The organism is Phenylobacterium sp. (assembly GCF_965229015.1).
Classification (GTDB): domain Bacteria; phylum Pseudomonadota; class Alphaproteobacteria; order Caulobacterales; family Caulobacteraceae; genus Phenylobacterium.
Map to the genome: position 1 here is coordinate 1,773,997 of NZ_CBDDIM010000001.1, position 16,004 is coordinate 1,790,000.

15 protein-coding genes, 2 tRNA genes and 2 rRNA genes are annotated in these 16,004 nt (G+C 66.6%); 6 read left to right on the forward strand and 13 right to left on the reverse strand.

Going from position 1 to position 16,004, the window contains the following annotated elements; translation table 11 throughout:
* Nucleotides 1-110: 110 nt before the first annotated feature.
* The 3 genes from ACO06I_RS08855 to rlmJ all read right to left on the reverse strand — a co-directional run bounded on the left by ACO06I_RS08855 (nucleotide 111) and on the right by rlmJ (nucleotide 2,106).
* Nucleotides 111-671 (reverse strand): sugar transferase, encoded by a 561-nt coding sequence (locus ACO06I_RS08855; RefSeq protein WP_421933612.1) that lies wholly within the window; start codon nucleotides 669-671, stop codon nucleotides 111-113.
* A gap of 65 nt (nucleotides 672-736) precedes the next feature.
* Nucleotides 737-1,210 carry a hypothetical protein gene (locus ACO06I_RS08860; RefSeq protein ID WP_421932213.1) on the reverse strand — a complete coding sequence of 158 codons (474 nt, stop codon included), beginning with the start codon at nucleotides 1,208-1,210 and terminating at the stop codon, nucleotides 737-739.
* A 71-nt stretch (nucleotides 1,211-1,281) separates the two neighbouring features.
* Nucleotides 1,282-2,106, reverse strand: coding sequence for a 23S rRNA (adenine(2030)-N(6))-methyltransferase RlmJ (rlmJ, locus tag ACO06I_RS08865; protein WP_421932214.1), 825 nt, complete (start codon nucleotides 2,104-2,106; stop codon nucleotides 1,282-1,284).
* Between the two features lie 107 nt (nucleotides 2,107-2,213).
* Here rlmJ and ACO06I_RS08870 point away from each other — a divergent pair, with 107 nt between their 5' ends.
* Together ACO06I_RS08870 and ACO06I_RS08875 are read left to right on the forward strand one after the other, a co-directional pair.
* Nucleotides 2,214-3,242, forward strand: coding sequence for a DNA topoisomerase IB (locus tag ACO06I_RS08870; RefSeq protein ID WP_421932215.1), 1,029 nt, complete (start codon nucleotides 2,214-2,216; stop codon nucleotides 3,240-3,242).
* 83 nt (nucleotides 3,243-3,325) lie between these two features.
* Nucleotides 3,326-4,546, forward strand: a complete 1,221-nt coding sequence (locus ACO06I_RS08875) for an LLM class flavin-dependent oxidoreductase (RefSeq protein WP_421932216.1) — start codon at nucleotides 3,326-3,328, stop codon at nucleotides 4,544-4,546.
* A gap of 5 nt (nucleotides 4,547-4,551) precedes the next feature.
* Here ACO06I_RS08875 and ACO06I_RS08880 read toward each other — a convergent pair whose 3' ends face one another.
* Nucleotides 4,552-4,941: a lysozyme inhibitor LprI family protein gene (locus ACO06I_RS08880; RefSeq protein WP_421932217.1), complete on the reverse strand. Its 390-nt coding sequence runs from the start codon at nucleotides 4,939-4,941 to the stop codon at nucleotides 4,552-4,554.
* A gap of 45 nt (nucleotides 4,942-4,986) precedes the next feature.
* The gene (locus ACO06I_RS08885) at nucleotides 4,987-5,412 is read right to left on the reverse strand and encodes a DUF3237 family protein (protein ID WP_421932218.1); all 426 of its coding nucleotides are present in this window, start codon (nucleotides 5,410-5,412) and stop codon (nucleotides 4,987-4,989) included.
* Between the two features lie 68 nt (nucleotides 5,413-5,480).
* Between ACO06I_RS08885 and ACO06I_RS08890 the strand changes: the two genes are divergently transcribed.
* A complete protein-coding gene (locus ACO06I_RS08890; protein WP_421932219.1) occupies nucleotides 5,481-6,293 on the forward strand; it encodes an arylamine N-acetyltransferase family protein in 813 nt (270 codons plus the stop codon).
* Between the two features lie 59 nt (nucleotides 6,294-6,352).
* Here ACO06I_RS08890 and ACO06I_RS08895 read toward each other — a convergent pair whose 3' ends face one another.
* Nucleotides 6,353-8,338, reverse strand: coding sequence for a TonB-dependent receptor (locus tag ACO06I_RS08895; RefSeq protein ID WP_421932220.1), 1,986 nt, complete (start codon nucleotides 8,336-8,338; stop codon nucleotides 6,353-6,355).
* Nucleotides 8,339-8,476: 138 nt separating this feature from the next.
* Here ACO06I_RS08895 and ACO06I_RS08900 point away from each other — a divergent pair, with 138 nt between their 5' ends.
* A complete protein-coding gene (locus ACO06I_RS08900) occupies nucleotides 8,477-9,271 on the forward strand; it encodes a hypothetical protein (RefSeq protein ID WP_421932221.1) in 795 nt (264 codons plus the stop codon).
* A gap of 134 nt (nucleotides 9,272-9,405) precedes the next feature.
* Nucleotides 9,406-9,612, forward strand: a complete 207-nt coding sequence (locus ACO06I_RS08905; protein ID WP_421932222.1) for a hypothetical protein — start codon at nucleotides 9,406-9,408, stop codon at nucleotides 9,610-9,612.
* Nucleotides 9,613-9,793: 181 nt separating this feature from the next.
* Here ACO06I_RS08905 and ACO06I_RS08910 read toward each other — a convergent pair whose 3' ends face one another.
* Both ACO06I_RS08910 and ACO06I_RS08915 read right to left on the reverse strand, forming a co-directional pair.
* Nucleotides 9,794-10,774, reverse strand: coding sequence for an aldo/keto reductase (locus ACO06I_RS08910; protein ID WP_421932223.1), 981 nt, complete (start codon nucleotides 10,772-10,774; stop codon nucleotides 9,794-9,796).
* A 78-nt stretch (nucleotides 10,775-10,852) separates the two neighbouring features.
* Nucleotides 10,853-11,125, reverse strand: a complete 273-nt coding sequence (locus ACO06I_RS08915; protein ID WP_421932224.1) for a hypothetical protein — start codon at nucleotides 11,123-11,125, stop codon at nucleotides 10,853-10,855.
* A 329-nt stretch (nucleotides 11,126-11,454) separates the two neighbouring features.
* On the opposite strand from ACO06I_RS08915, the gene ACO06I_RS08920 reads away from it, so the two are divergent.
* Nucleotides 11,455-11,739 (forward strand): hypothetical protein, encoded by a 285-nt coding sequence (locus ACO06I_RS08920; RefSeq protein ID WP_421932225.1) that lies wholly within the window; start codon nucleotides 11,455-11,457, stop codon nucleotides 11,737-11,739.
* Between the two features lie 188 nt (nucleotides 11,740-11,927).
* Here ACO06I_RS08920 and ACO06I_RS08925 read toward each other — a convergent pair whose 3' ends face one another.
* The 5 genes from ACO06I_RS08925 to ACO06I_RS08945 form a co-directional block, all read right to left on the reverse strand.
* A complete protein-coding gene (locus tag ACO06I_RS08925; protein WP_421932226.1) occupies nucleotides 11,928-12,395 on the reverse strand; it encodes a cupin domain-containing protein in 468 nt (155 codons plus the stop codon).
* A gap of 119 nt (nucleotides 12,396-12,514) precedes the next feature.
* Nucleotides 12,515-12,591, reverse strand: a tRNA-Met gene (locus ACO06I_RS08930).
* A 52-nt stretch (nucleotides 12,592-12,643) separates the two neighbouring features.
* Nucleotides 12,644-12,758, reverse strand: a 5S ribosomal RNA gene (gene rrf, locus ACO06I_RS08935).
* A gap of 77 nt (nucleotides 12,759-12,835) precedes the next feature.
* Nucleotides 12,836-15,628, reverse strand: a 23S ribosomal RNA gene (locus ACO06I_RS08940).
* Nucleotides 15,629-15,871: 243 nt separating this feature from the next.
* A tRNA-Ala gene (locus tag ACO06I_RS08945) sits at nucleotides 15,872-15,947 on the reverse strand.
* Nucleotides 15,948-16,004: the final 57 nt, after the last annotated feature.

Consider the following 16,004-nt stretch of genomic DNA (forward strand, 5'->3'; position numbering starts at 1 on the left):
GTCCCGGGCGCGAATGAGGCCCGTGCGGGCGCGCTGATGTATCGGTTCGGCTGACAAGGGTCTGGAGACTCCGCGTCTCGCCAGAACGCCTCAGAGGCCAAAGAGGTCCGTCAGTGGCGGACGCCCCGCCCGGAGAAGGCGGTCACCGCCGTGCGGGCGATGATCGACAGGTCCATCCAGGTGGAGCGGCGGGCCAGGTACTCGGCGTCCAGCCGCGCCTTGTCGGGGATCGGCAGTTCGTCGCGGCCATGGACCTGGGCCCAGCCGGTGAGGCCCGGACGCAGCACCTCGACCCCGGCCTGGGTGCGCAGGCCAACCAGGTCGTCCTGGTTGAACAGGGCCGGCCGAGGCCCGACGAGGCTCATGTCCCCCACCAGCACGCTCCAGAGCTGGGGCAATTCATCCAGGCTGGTGCGGCGCATGAGGCGCCCCAGGGGGGTGATCCAGCTCTCCGGATCGGGCAGCAGGTGGGTGGCCACGTCCGGGGCGCCGGTGCGCATGCTGCGGAACTTGGGCATGGCGAAGATCTTGTTGAACCGCCCGACCCGCCGCGACCAGTGCAGGGCCGGGCCGGGGGACTCCAGCCGCACCGCGACCGCCAGGATCAGCAGGACGGGCGACAGGACGATCAGTCCCGCCAGGGCGCCCAGGATGTCCAGCCCTCGCTTCAGCACGTCGCGGCTCCCTCGCCGTCTCCGGCGCTGGGATCAGCCATAATGCGCCGCGCGTCGCCGCGCTACGCCTTCGGCGCGGCCTTGGGCTTGGCGGCCACGGGCTTGGGCGTCGCGGAATCGGGCGCGGCTTCTAGGACCGGCGCCGGCTCAGCCGCCGCCTCGGCCGCGGCTTCCACCGGCGGCGGGGGCGTGTCGAGGGGGTTGGGGGCCGGCTCGGGCGCAGGGGTCGGCGCGGGATCGGGATCGACGACGCCACCGGCCTCCAGCACCGGCTCCACCACCTCGGCGGCTTCCAGCACCGGCTCGACGAAGGCCTCCACCAGGATGGCGGCCTCCTCCAGGGGGTGGGCGTCGGCGGCGGGCGCCGACAGCAGGGCTTCGAGGTTCACCGGCCGCATCCAGCGGGTCATCCACCAATAGGCGACGCCGGCCGAGGCCGCGCCCGCGAACATGAACCACAGGGGCGAGGCCGCGCCGATCGGCACGTGAAGCGCCGCGGTCGGGGTGACGGACTCGTTCGGCTTGAGCTCGATCATGGAACGTCTCCGGAGTTGAATTGTGCGATGCAACATACCATACGCCCGCCCTTCGCAACCGCAAAATGACCTTACGACAACACCGACACCCGACCCTGCCCCTTCTCGCCGAGGGTCTGGGCGGTCCAGCGGCAGATCTCCTCAAGCGGCGCGGCCAGGTCGGCCGGGGCGCGGGCGATCACCAGGGCGCAGCCGTTCATCTTCATCGGGTCGCTCAGCGGCCGCATACGGGTCTCGGCCACCAGCAGCGGACCCGCCCCGGCATCCTGCGCCTCATTGAGGAAACTGTCGAAGGTCTGCAGGTCCTTGATGGGCAGCCAGATCATCACCACCGCCTCGCGGTTGCGCCGGGTCACCGCCTTCAGGGTGGCGACAATGCGGGCATAGTCGTCGGCCTTCTCGAAGGGCGGATCGATCAGGACCAGGACCGCGCCCCTGGCCGGGCAGCGGGCGATGGCGGTGTCGTAGCCGTCGGCGCAGAGGGTCTCGATCCCGTTGCGGCCCTTGAGCGCCTGGCGCAGGGCCGCGTGCTCCTCGCCGCGCAGCTCGCAGGCGATATAGACATCCTTCTTGCGCAGGGTGTCGGCGATCAGCCGCGGGGAGCCCGGATAGAGCTTGGTGGGCCCGCCATTGTTGAGCTTGGTCACCGCCGCGCGCAGGGGGGCGAAGCCGGCGGGCAGGTCGGCGGCCTTCATCAGCTGGCCGATCCCGGCCTGGGCCTCGCCGGAACGCTGCGCTTCACTGCCCGACAGGTCATAGAGTCCGCGTCCGGCATGGGTGTCGATGACGGTCAGCGGCCCGGCGCTCTTGGTGAGCGCCGCCATCAGCCGCAGCAGGCCGGCGTGCTTGACCAGGTCGGCGAAATTCCCGGCGTGGAAGGCGTGGCGATAGTTCACGGTTCTTGCGTCTCCCGTCCGACTTAGGAACCCCGCGCGCCGGCCTCACGTTGACCGGCCACAGGGGGCGTACCTGCCACGTCCCCGGCCAATTCCAAAGGCGACAGATGGCCAGAGACACCGCGGACCTCAGTCCCCCCGTCCCCGTGGGCCTGACCTACGTCAACGATGACGACGCGGGGATCACCCGGGTCCCCACCAGGTCAGGCTTCGCCTACCGCGACCCGCAGGGCCGGGCCGTGAAGGACGCCGCGACGCTGGACCGCATCAAGGCCCTGGCCATCCCGCCCGCCTGGACCGAGGTCTGGATCTGCCCCTCGGCCCGGGGCCACATCCAGGTGACCGGGCGCGACCAGAAGGGCCGCAAGCAGTACCGCTACCACCCCGACTGGCGGCAGGACCGCGACGGGATCAAGTACGGCCGGGTCATCGCCTTCGGCCGCGCCCTGCCGCGTCTGCGCCGGCGGGTGGCCGCGGACCTCGCCCGCCGCGACCTGCCGCGCGAGAAGGTGCTGGCCGCCGTGGTGGCGGTGATGGAGATCACCCTGATCCGGGTGGGCAACGAGGAGTATGCGCGCGCCAACAAGAGCTTCGGCCTCACCACCCTGCGCGACCGCCACGCCAGGGTCACCGGGACCGGGGCGGTGTTCGAGTTCCGAGGCAAGAGCGGCAAGGTCCACCAGACCGGCTTCCGAGACCGCCGCCTGGCCCGCATCGTCAAGGCCTGCCAGGACATCCCAGGCCAGCGCCTGTTCCAGTACATCGACGAGACCGGCCAGCGCCGGGCGGTGGAGAGCGCCGACGTCAACGCCTATATCCGCCAGGCCCTGGGGGACGACTTCTCGGCCAAGGACTTCCGCACCTGGGCCGGGACCCTGGCGGCGGCCCGCGCCTTGGTGGCCCATCCGCCGGTGGCCAGCGCCGCCGAGGCCCGGCGCAATGTCGCGGCCTCGGTCAAGGCGGTGGCCACCCTGCTCGGCAACACCGCGGCGGTCTGCAAGGGCTCCTACATCCATCCCCTGGTGCTGGAATCCTACGAGCGCGGTGTCCTGCCCCTGAAGGGGACCGGCTCGCCGCGCGCCTTCGAGCTCTCGGTCCTGAAGTTCCTGGAGGCCGCTCGCGACGCCGCGGCCTGAGGTTTCGAAACGCGGGTACGGGCTGCTAGGCGCCCCCGCGTCACCCCAGCTAAGGTCTCCCAAACAGACCCAGGGAGGGCCAAATGCTCGAGACCAAACTGCGCTTCGGCGCCTTCATCGCGCCCTTCCATCCGCTGGACGAGAACCCGACCCTGGCCATCCAGCGGGACCTGGAGCTGGTCCAGCACATGGACAATCTGGGCTATGAGGAAGCCTGGATCGGCGAGCACCACTCCGCCGCCTATGAGCTGATCGCTTCGCCCGAGGTGTTCATCGCCGCCGCCGCCGAGCGCACCAAGCACATCCGGCTGGGCACCGGGGTCTCCTCCCTGCCCTACCACCACCCGATGATGCTGGCCGACCGTATCAACCAGCTCGACCACATGACCCGCGGCCGGGTGATGTTCGGGGCCGGCCCCGGCGCGCTGTCCTCCGACGCCTTCATGATGGGCATCCCGGTGGCCAAGCAGCGCGACCGCATGGACGAGGCCCTCGACGTCCTGGTGCGCCTGCTGCGCGGCGAGGAGGTCAGCCACGAGAGCGACTGGTTCACCCTGGTCAACGCCCGCCTGCAGATGACCCCCTATTCGCGGCCCTCGGTGGAGATCGCCGTGGCCAGCCAGGTCTCGCCCACCGGGGCGCGGGCCGCCGGCAAGCACGGCCTGGGCCTGCTCTCCCTGGGCGCCACCACCACGGCCGGGTTCAACGCGCTCGCCGCCAACTGGGGCATCGCCGAGGATATCGCCAAGGCCAACGGCCAGACCATGGACCGCAACGCCTGGCGCCTGGTGGGCCAGATGCACATCGCCGAGACCAAGGACAAGGCCATCGAGCAGGTGCGCTTCGGCCTGGAGAAGTGGATCTATTATTTCCGCGAGATCGCCAACCTGCCCATGGTGCCCGACGACTTCGCCGGCGACCCCGTCGAGGCCTATCTCGCCCTCGGCTCGGCCGTGGTGGGCACGCCGGACGAGGCCATCGCCCGCATCGAGCAGCTGCAGGACGAGAGCGGCGGCTTCGGCTGCTACCTGATGATGGCCCACAACTGGGCCAACTGGGAGAACACCAAGCGCTCCTACGAGATGATCGCCCGCTACGTCGTCCCGCACTTCCAGCAGCTCAACGTGAACCGCAAGGCCTCCATGGACTGGGTGCGCGAGAACAAGACCGAGTTCACCAGCCAGACCCGCGCCGCCGTCGGCGCCCGCATCGTCTCCCACATGATGGAGAAGGGCGCTGAGAACATCAGCCCGCAGATCGTGGCCCTGATCACCGGCGCCGCGGATCCGGCGAAGAAGGACTAGGTCGGCTAGCGCCTGGGATAACGCTCCAGCTCGTCGGCGCGGTCGCGGGTGCGCTGGTAGACGCAGTCGGCGACCAGCAGGACGAAGTCCGCCCCGTCCGCTTCCCGCGAGAAGGGGCAGTCGTTGCGGCCCTTCAGCCAGGCGCGTTGCTCGACGCGCAGGGAGGTCTGTTGGGCGGCGGTCAGCCGGGCCAGCGCCGCCTTGTAGGCGCGGTTGAGGCGCAGATCCTCGATGTCCACCTGCCGGTAGATGCAGGCGACGGCCACCCCATTGCTGTCTCCGTCGGGCTCCGAGGTGCAGCGATCGATCACGGACGAGGGCGCGCCGGCCTGGGCAGGGTTCGGGACGGCGGGGGTCAGCAGCAGGGCCGCCGCCAAGGCCAGGACGCGGATCATTGAAGAAGCTCCACCATGGCGCATCACCCTAACCGCCTTCCCGGCCTAAACCACCCGGTAGACGCCGATCCGCACCGCCTTGCCGCCCTCGGCCACCCCGATCGTGCCGACGAAGATCGACTTGTTCAACCAGTCGTGCGGTCCCTGCGGGGCGTCGAAGGTGGGGGTGGTGCGGACATAGCGGCCGCCGTCCTCGGTGGGCGCCACCAGGCCCAGATTGCGCACGGCGATCACCGCGCCGTCGGAGGTCTTCAGCGCATAGATCGCCTCGATCACCGTGACGCCGTCGGCCCGCACCGTCTGCCAGTCGGCGCCGCCGGGGATCACCTCGCCCGCGATGCGGGGCCCCTTGAAGGTCCCGCCGGTGATGCCGATGAACCGGCGCTTGCCGAGCGCGGTGTCCCCCTGGCGCACCGCCGGGGCGATGGAGACGAGCGCCTCGAAGGCGAATTCGGTGGTCAGATTGTCCATGGGCTCCGTCCTAGCCATTGAGGGGATTTCTCGCCAGTCTCACCGCGCCAACCTGCAAGGAGCCGCCCATGGAGCTCGCCGCCTATCTCGACCGCATCGGCTATGCGGGGACGCCCCGCGTGGACCTGGCGACCCTGCGCGACCTCCACCGCGCCCACCTCTTCGCCATCCCCTACGAGAACCTGGACGTGCAGCTCAGGGCGCCGGGCGGGACGGAGGTGGCGCGGGCCTTCGACAAGATCGTCACCCGCCGGCGCGGCGGCTGGTGCTACGAGATGAACGGCCTGCTGGGCTGGGCCCTGTCGGAGATCGGCTTTGCGGTGACGCGCATGTCCGGGGCCGTGGCTCGGATGGAGCGCGGAGAGGCCAGCCACGGCAACCACCTGGTCCTGCGCGTGGACCTCGACCGGCCCTATATCGCCGACGTCGGTTTCGGCGACGGGCTGCTGGAGCCCATCCCGCTGGCCGCCGGCGACCACAGGGTGGCGGGCTATGACTTCAAGCTGGAGCAGGTCGACGCCGACTGGTGGCGGCTGCACAACCATGCCCTGGGCGGCGCGCCCTATTTCGACTTCACCCTGGAGACAGCGCGGGAGGAGACCCTGGCCGCCACCTGCCAGTGGCTGCGCACCGCCCCGGAGTCGATCTTCACCCAGTTCCCCATCGTCCAGCGGCATACCCCGGACGGCCTGGTGATCATCCTGGGGCGCACCCTGCGCCGCGTCCGGCCCGGCGAGCGGACCCAGGTCCTGATCGAGTCCGCCGATCAGTTCGGCGAGATCCTGACCGGCGAGTTCGGTCTCGATGTCCCGCAGATGGCCGCCCTGTGGCCCGCCATCTGCGCCAAGCACGAAGAGCTGTTCGGCGAGAAGGCCGGCTAGAGCGCGTCAGGGTCAAGTGGGAGCCGGTCAACCCGTCCGACGCGCTCCATCTCTTTGGATTAGAGCCGCAGGGAGAAGCCCACCCGGAAGGTCTGGGGCGCGGCGAAGCTCTCGGTCCCGTCGCCCGTCTCCCCCACCTCGATGCGGGCGTCGGTGAGGTTCTCGGCGGCCAGATAGACCTCGCTGTCGGGGGTCAGCCGCCAGGCCGCCCGGGCGTCCACACCCACCGAGGCCGCCAGCTTGCGGCTGTTGAGATCGTCCTCGAACCGTTCGCTCTCGAAGCGCAGGTTCGCCGACAGGGTCAGCCGCTCCGAGGCCTTCCAGTCGGCGCCGGCCGTGACCGTGTATTCCGGAGTCTGGGCCGGCCGTTTGCCGGTGAGCTGCGGCGCGGCGGTTCCGCCGTCGACCTCGGCCTTGGTGGCCGAGACCGCCCCGTTCAGGCTCAGGTCCCCGAAGGTGCGGGCGATGTCGGCCTCCAGGCCCCAGGCCTCGATCTGGCCGGCGTTGCGCCGCTGACGCAGCACCCCGCCCGCCGGGATGAAGCCGGCCACCGGGAAGGTCCCCGGGCCCGCGCCCACCGTCACATTGGTGATGGGATCGTCCAGGCGGTTGTAGAAGACCGTGGCGCTCCAGCGGGTCTCCCCGTCCCCGCCGAGCCCCAGCTCAACGCCGTAGAGCTTCTCGGGCGTCAGGGTCGGATTGGCCTCGGTGACGTCATTGCCCACCCGGAAGGGCCGGTGCAGTTCGTTCAGGGTCGGGGCGCGGAACCCGGCATAGGCCGCCCCCCGCAGCCAGCTCTCGTCTCCCAGCCGCCGACGCGCCCCGAACCGCGCCGTCGGCGTCGTGCCCGAGGTGTCGGGGGAGGTCTGGTTGAGGGTCACCGCCCCGGTGGCCAGGTCCCGCTCGCGGCGGACCGCGTCCTGCTGACGCCAGGCGTCGATGCGGGCGCCGCCGGTGACCAGCCAGTCGCCGCGGTCCAGCACCCCCTCGGCATAGACCCCGCCCACCGCCGTGGTCCCGCCGGACTCCCGGCCCCGGGTGAAGGCGCCGGCAAGGTAGCGGAAGCGCTCATAGGCGTGGCCGTCGGCGAAGCGGACATCTCCGCCCACCTCCCAGGAGAAGGCCTCGCCGCGCCCCTGCCAGGCGGCGTTGAAGCCATAGCCCAGAGCGGGCGTCGAATACTGGTCGCTGGCGGGCGTGGTGGAGACCCGACCCGCGGCCACGGCGGCCGAGGTGTTGGCCAGGTCGCTGGACCGCGCCCAGGCCTGCAGCCGCCAGCCGCCGCCATTGATGATCCTGGCCGCCGTCAGGGTGGCCGAGCCGCCGCTGGCGGCGGAATTTGCGCCCTTCAGACCGGCTCCGCGCTGCTCCTCATACACGCCGAGCCGCAGGGCGCCGACGACGCCGTCGCGCTCCCCCTGCGCCCGGACGGCGAAGGCGCCTGAGTCCAGGGTGGTGGGCGTGTCGGCCGCCCCGCGCCCGCCGCGCACCGGCACATAGCCGTCGGAGGTCTCGGCGCTGGCTGTGACCAGCAGGCCGGGCGTTCCCATCGCCACGGCGGCCCGCGCGCCGCCCCGCTGGGCGACGGAGAGGTCCAGGGCCGAGACGCCCTCGCCGGTCCCGCGCTCCTCCAGGGCGATGACCCCGGTCAACGCCCCGGCGCCATAGGCGCCGGCGCCGGCGCCACGCACGATGGTGATGCTCTCCAGGCCCTCCGGCGGCAGGGCCGACCAGATCACCCAGCCGCCGAAGGGATCGTTCTGCGGCGCGCCGTCCAGGGTGACCAGGGCTCGGCCCGCGCCCGACGGCGCCACGCCGCGCAGGGAGATGCCCTGGATGGTGGGATTGGCCGCGTCGCTGCCGGTGCGCCGGAACAGCGACACGCCGGGCGCCCGCTTCAGGGCGCCGTCGAGTCTGGGCGCGGTCTTCAGGTCCTCGGCGTCCAGTTGTTGGACGGCGAACACCGCCTCCCCGCCAAGCGCCGGCAGGCGGGGCGGATGGACGATGAGGACTTCGACTTCGGGCGGCGGCGGAGCAATCGGCATGGCGATGGTCTAGGGGCAAAGCGGCGGCGTGTCAGCCGTGCCCAGTTGTGATCTCGGCTCACAACAGCCCGCCGCAATTGTCGGTTGCTGACCTCGTCCCTCCCCTGCGACCGTCCCCCGGCGAAGAGGGATGAGATCATGACCGAAGCTCAGGCGGCCTTGGCGAGTTTGGTGGCGGCGGCGCTGGGTGCTGACCCGCGTATTCGGTCGGTCTGGCTCTCCGGCAGCCTGGGACGGGACGGCGGTGACGCCTGGAGTGACGTTGACCTGGTGGCGGAGGTCGCCGAGGTCGATCGCGCCGCCTGCCTCGCCGAATACCGCCAGGGCCGTCCCGATATGCCCCCCATGGTTCTGGCCAAGACGCTTTACGGACGGATCCTGGCGGCGATCACACCCGACTGGGAGCGGTTCGACATCCACTTCGTTAGCCCCGAAGAGCTGGCGGAATTGGACGGCGGCGCCCTGAAGCCGTTGCGTGGCGATCCCTCGACCCGCCCCCGGAGTCACCAGGCCGCGCAGGACGATCGTGCAAGGGAGCGGGTCGAGGCCATGGTGACGGAGTCTCTGCGGATTCTGGGCCTATTGCCGGTGGCGGTCGGGCGGGGCGAATGGTTGGTGGCCCAACAGGGCGACCAACTCCAGCGCCGCCTGCTGATTGATCTGATGGTGGAGGAAAACGGCATTCCCCCCACCGCCCGTGGCGGCGCCAAGAAGCTCAATCCTCTTCTCACGGCCGAGCAGCGTCAGGTGCTTGAGGCCCTGACACCTCCCGCCGCCAACCGCGAGGCGGTGATCGCCGCCGCCGCGGATCAGGCCCGCTTGTTCTTGACCCGGGCGCGGCCCCTGGCGGACCGACTCGGAGCGACCTGGCCCGAGGCCTTCGAACTGGCAACGCGCCGCCACCTGCAAACAACTCTGGCGTTCAGTCTCTGAACAGATCGCCCCGGCGACGCCCGCCCCACAGGCTTAACGGGTTCCATCACATCCGGTCATAAAACCGTGGCTGGACTTGGTGGTCCGCAGCGCCCAAACCCCGCCCCGTTGGGGGAAACTGGAGACGCCAAGCCATGCTGGACCTGTCCCTGCCACCCTCCGTCACCGTCAGCCCGACACTGGTCGGGGTCTCTGTCCTCACCGACGACGGGATCACCGTCCAGGTCAGCCTGCCGCGTCCGCGCGGCCTGCACGACCTGCCCGAGGCCGAGGTCGCCGCCCGCGCCAAACGCCTGGCCCAGGCCGCCCTCATCAGCGCCTTCGAGAGCCTGGGCGCCTGAGCGGCTTTGCCAGCCACTCAGAGTGTCATCCCGGTTTCCGCGCCACGCGGAAGACCGGGACCCAGACGCGCGGGCCTCTCCGGACAGATCGGTGAGTATGGGTCCCGCACTTCCGCGCCTCCGGCGCTCCATGCGGGATGACACAGGAGGATGAAGCGCGCGGGGGGGCTCCGGAAAGCCCCTACCCCTCGGTGTCGATGGCCGCCTGCATGGCGCGGGAATAGCGCGGTCCCACCACGGTCTCGGGATTCACCAGGGCCTCGACCCTGGCCATCGTTTCCGCCGACAGCTTGATCGCCGCCGCGCCGGCGTTCTCCACCATGTGGTCGGGGTTGGTGGTGCCGGGAATGGGCACGATGGTCTCGTCCTTGGCCAGCAGCCAAGCCAGGCAGAGCTGGGCCGGCGTGCAGCCCGCCTCCCGCGCCAGGGCCGTGAAGGCCGCCAGCAGCTTCAGGTTGGCGGCGAAGGCCTCGCCCTGGAACCGGGGCATGCCCAGGCGCATGTCGCCCTCCTGGAAGGCCGCCGGGTCGGAGGCGCCGCCGGCCAGGAAACCGCGGGCCACCGGGCTGAAGGCCACGAAGGTGACCCCCAGGTCCTTGCAGGCCTGCAGCACCGCGATCTCCGGGTTGCGGGTCCAGGGGGAGTATTCGGTCTGCAGGGCGGTGATGGGGTGGACGGCGTGGGCGCGGCGCAGGGTGTCGGCCGAGACTTCCGACAGTCCGATGGTCTTGATCTTGCCCTCGGCCACCAGCTCGGAGAGCGCACCGACACTGTCCTCGATGGGCACGCGCTTGTCCCAGCGGTGCAGGTAATAGAGGTCGATGACGTCGGTCTTCAGCCGCTTCAGGCTGCCCTCGCAAGTCGCCTTCAGCACGTCGGGATGACCGTTCAGCTCTCGCTTGTCGCCATTGGTCAGACCGCACTTCGAGGCCAGCACATAGTCGTCGCGCCGGTCGCCCAGCACCTCGCCGATCAGGGTCTCGTTATGGCCCACGCCGTAGACCGCGGCGGTGTCGAGGAAGGTGTAGCCGGCGTCCAGCGCCCCCTTCAGCACGCGCTCGGCCCGCTCCCGCGGGGCCGGGGGCCCGTAGCCGTGCGACAGGCTCATGCAGCCCAGGCCGATGGCCGAGACCTCGAACGGGCCGAGCTTACGTGTCTGCATCTGGGGGCTCCGGGCGCGAGGATGCGCGCGAGCCTTTTGGAGCCAGCGGCTCCCCTTCGTCAATCGCGCCCGAAGGCCCTACGGATTGACGTTCAGCTTGATGCGGATGCGGCCGGCCTGGGCCATGGAGACCGGGACGTGGATATCGGCGGCCAGCTTCAGGGCGGTGGCGGCGCCGGGGTTGGTGGCCGGATCGGCGTCGACGACCTTGCACTCGGTCAGGGACACGCCGCTCACCAGGCACTCGACGATATAGGCGTTGGCGGCCAGGGCCGGGGCGGCGGGTTCGGCGGCCGGGGCGCTGGACGGCGACGAAAGGGCGGCGGTCAGAGCCAGAACTTGAAGCAACATGGGACCTCGGCGAGCACGAGAGGTTAATGAAGTGTGAAGAACCGCCGAACGCAAGTGTTTCATTTCGGCGTCTTCCCCCTGCCCCGCCGCAACGGGCGTGCCGCGAGCCGGCTCCGGCCCTCGGGCGCCCCCCTTTTGGGCGGCGGCGCCTGCTCATATCGCAGCGCAATATTCCCCATATTGCGTCGCACCATTGTCACTTGCGAGATGCCGAAACCCCGCGCTAAGTCGGTCTCAGGCGGGACGCTTGAGCCACCCTAGAAGCTCAGCGCCGGCCTGAGGAACGTCGGGAGGCGGTTGAACCCCAACCCCTTTCCGGGACGAAAAACATGATGAAGCTGATGACCCTGGCCGCCCTGGCCACCCTCGCCCTGGCCCCGGCCGCCGACGCCGCGGAAGGCGTCCGCGTCTCCGTGGTCGGCAAGTCCAGCGACCAGATCCACGCCGACATCGTCGCGGCCGCCAAGAAGGTGTGCGCCAAGGCGACCACCAGCGAGACGATGTTCCTCGACGCCTACGGCCGCTGCGTGAAGGGCTCGGTCAACGCGGCCCTGGAACAGCTCGGCAGCTCCGAGGTGGCCCAGATGCAGGCGACCCGCGTCGCCCAGCGCTAGAGCATTTTCCGATAGGCGTGAAACGGCTATCGGATCGAAAAATGCTCTAACCTTCTGACTTAGAGCCCTTTTTATCCGATCCGTTTGAACCCATCAGATCGGAAAGGGCTCTAGGCGCCAAGCTCCCAGATCCAACGGGGAAGGGGTCGGCCGAACGCCGACCCCTTCTTCGTGGGCGCTGTCGGGGTTCAGGCCTTCGGCGGATAGGGCGTGCCGTCGCGATGGCGATAGCCGCTCTCCCCCGGCTCGGCCACCATGTCGATATCGGGATAGACACAACGGTCGTGCTTGGGATCGGAATTGCCGATCTCCAGGACCTTGGCCGGGCTGCTGGAGCGGTTGACCAGGTGGTGGCCATCGGCCTCGCCGCGCTTGAAGGCCGCGCAGTCGCCGGCGCGCAGGATGTCTTCGCCGGCGTCGGTGATCAGGGTCAGCTCGCCCTCCAACACCCAGACGAACTCGTCCTCGTGGCTGTGCCAGTGGCGCTGGCTGGACCAGCCGCCCGGCTCGATCACCGTCAGATTGACGCCGAACAGGGTCAGCCCGCTCTCGCGCGCCAGCCTCTGGTAGGTCTGGCCCTCGCAAGGGTCGTTGAAGGGCGTGGGGTAGTTGCTGCCGCGGCCGACGGGCACGGCGGAGATGTCGATTTTCGGCATGAGCGAGCGCCAATTCTGCTGCGTTTCAAGTATTCGCAAGCTTAGATCTGGGCGGTTTTCGCGCCGGCGCAATGCCCCAAACGCAAAAAACCCCGCGCGAGCGGGGCTTTCCGAGATCTTGGGTGCGGGGACAGGATTTGAACCTGTGACCTTCAGGTTATGAGCCTGACGAGCTACCGGGCTGCTCCACCCCGCGGCAAAGCTAGAAATCGTAATTTGAAGGGTTATTGGACATATCCGTTTGGTAGACCTGGCGGCGACCTACTCTCCCGTGCCTTAAGACAAAGTACCATCGGCCCAGAGAGGCTTAACGACCGAGTTCGGAATGGGATCGGGTGGGGACCTCTCGGCAAAACCACCAGGTCAACGAAACGGATATTTGAGAAGACATCACTGCTGAAAGCGCGATTTCTGAAGCGCATTCATGAATTTCACTAAGAACGATCAAGCCGATCGAGCGATTAGTACCAGTAAGCTGCATGCCTCGCGGCACTTCCACACCTGGCCTATCAACGTGGTGGTCTACCACGGCTCTCGGCGAAACCTTGTTTTGAGGTTAGTTTCCCGCTTAGATGCTTTCAGCGGTTATCTATTCCATACTTAGCTACCCTGCTGCGCGGCTGGCGCCACGACAGGTCCACCAGAGGTATGTCCATCCCGGTCCTCTCGTACTAGGGACAGATCCTCTCAAGTTTCGTACACCCACGGCAGATAGGGACCAAACTGTCTCACGACGTTCTGAACCCAGCTCACGTACCACTTTAATCGGCGAACAGCCGAACCCTTGGGACCTGCTCCAGCCCCAGGATGTGATGAGCCGACATCGAGGTGCCAAACTTTGCCGTCGCTGTGGACGCTTGGGCAAAATCAGCCTGTTATCCCTAGAGTACCTTTTATTCGTTGAGCGATGGCCCTTCCACGCAGAACCACCGGATCACTATGGCCGACTTTCGTCTCTGCTCGACTTGTCAGTCTCGCAGTCAGGCGGGCTTATGCCATTGCACTCATCGAGCGATTTCCGACCGCTCTGAGCCCACCATCGCGCGCCTCCGTTACACTTTGGGAGGCGACCGCCCCAGTCAAACTGCCCGCCACGCCATGTCCCGAACCCGGATAACGGGCTGCGGTTAGACGTCAGCGACAACAAGGGTGGTATTTCAAGGTTGGCTCCACCGAGACTGGCGCCCCGGTTTCATAGCCTCCCACCTATCCTACACATGTTGCCGCTAACGCCAAGGCGAAGCTGCAGTAAAGGTTCATAGGGTCTTTCCGTCTGACCGCGGGAACCCCGCATCTTCACGGGGAATTCAATTTCACTGAGCCTATGCTGGAGACAGTGGGGAAGTCGTTACGCCATTCGTGCAGGTCGGAACTTACCCGACAAGGAATTTCGCTACCTTAGGACCGTTATAGTTACGGCCGCCGTTTACCGGGGCTTCAATTCGCAGCTCTCACCGCTCCTTTTAACCTTCCGGCACCGGGCAGGCGTCAGACCCTATACGTCGCCTTGCGGCTTCGCAGAGCCCTGTGTTTTTGATAAACAGTCGCTACCCCCTGGCCTGTGCCACTCTACAAAGGTTGCCCTAAGCAGAGTCACGCTTATCCCGAAGTTACGCGTGCAATTTGCCGAGTTCCTTCAGCATAGTTCTCTCAAGCGCCTTGGTATACTCTACCTGTCCACCTGTGTCGGTTTAGGGTACGGTCTCCGTTGGAGTTATTTCCAGGAACCCCTTCACTGCCAGGAACAATCCATTAAGCCCTGACAATTTACGGGATTCGTCACTTCCAACTGGCTCAGGAATATTCACCTGATTCCCATCGACTACGCCTTTCGGCCTCGCCTTAGGGGCCGGCTAACCCTGCGCAGATTAGCTTTACGCAGGAACCCTTGGACTTTCGGCGAGAGTGTTTCTCACACTCTTTGTCGTTACTCATGTCAGCATTCTCACTTCCGATACCTCCAGCCAGCCTCACGGCTGACCTTCACAGGCTTACGGAACGCTCCGCTACCGCTTGCAGTAAACTGCAAACCCATACCTTCGGTGAGTGGCTTTAGCCCCGTTACATTTTCCGCGCAGGATCGCTTGACCAGTGAGCTGTTACGCTTTCTTTAAATGATGGCTGCTTCTAAGCCAACATCCTGGTTGTCAAAGCAATCCCACATCGTTTCCCACTTAGCCACTACTTGGGGACCTTAGATGATGGTTAGGGTTGTTTCCCTCTTCACGACGGACGTTAGCACCCGCCGTGTGTCTGCCGGATAGTTCTCTTGGGTATTCGGAGTTTGGTTAGAATTGGTAGATCTCGCGACCCCCGCATCCATCCAGTGCTCTACCCCCCAAGGAATTCGTCCGACGCACTACCTAAATAGTTTTCGCGGAGAACCAGCTATGTCCAGGTTTGATTGGCCTTTCACCCCTATCCACAAGTCATCCCAGAATTTTTCAACATTCACGGGTTCGGTCCTCCAGCTGGTGTTACCCAGCCTTCAACCTGCTCATGGATAGATCACCTGGTTTCGGGTCGTCATGCGACGTACTTATTCGCCCTATTCAGACTCGCTTTCGCTGCGCCTACACCTAACGGCTTAAGCTTGCACGGCACATGAAGTCGCTGACCCATTATACAAAAGGTACGCCGTCACCACGCGAGGTGGCTCCGACTGCTTGTAGGCTTCCGATTTCAGGTTCTATTTCACTCCCCTTGTCGGGGTGCTTTTCACCTTTCCCTCACGGTACTTGTTCACTATCGGTCGTCGAGGAGTACTTAGGCTTGGAGGGTGGTCCCCCCATGTTCAGACAGGATTTCACGTGTCCCGCCCTACTCGAGTCCGTCGCTAATTGACGCCTACGGGGCTATCACCCGCTATGGCTGACCTTTCCAAGTCATTCGGCTTTATGTCACGACGGCGCTGGCCTGGTCCCGGTTCGCTCGCCACTACTACGGGAGTCTCGGTTGATGTCCTTTCCTCCGGGTACTGAGATGTTTCAGTTCCCCGGGTTTGCTTAATGAACCCTATTTTATTCAGGTCATTATACCTTTGAACGACGTACGAACGAGATCACCAACCGGAGCTGGTGATCAAATTCGCAAATCGTAAAGGTGGGTTTCCCCATTCGGAAATCTTCGGATCAAAGGGTGCTCGCGCCTCCCCGAAGCTTATCGCAGCGTGCCACGTCCTTCATCGCCTCTCGACGCCAAGGCATCCATCAGAAGCCCTTATGCGCTTGATCGTTCTCAGTGAAACTCATGTATGGGGACGGTATATGCAATCCTTCGGTACGAAACGGCGGATTGCGCCCACACATGCGCTATAGAAATCTTGTTCTTTCGAACAATGATGTCTTCTCAGGTCCATCCTCCAAACCCCAGGGGGGGCCGGATAAACCCTTCAATTTACGATGTCATTGAACCAGCGCCGGCATAGCCAGGCGTTGGAAACTTGTACTTCCCGATCGCGTTATCGCACGTCTTCATGGTGGAGCCAGACGGGATCGAACCGACGACCTCATGCTTGCAAAGCACGCGCTCTACCAACTGAGCTATGGCCCCTTTTGAAGAGGAGCCGCTCAAGCTGAGAGCTTGTCATCGACCTGTCCGCCCGAGGTA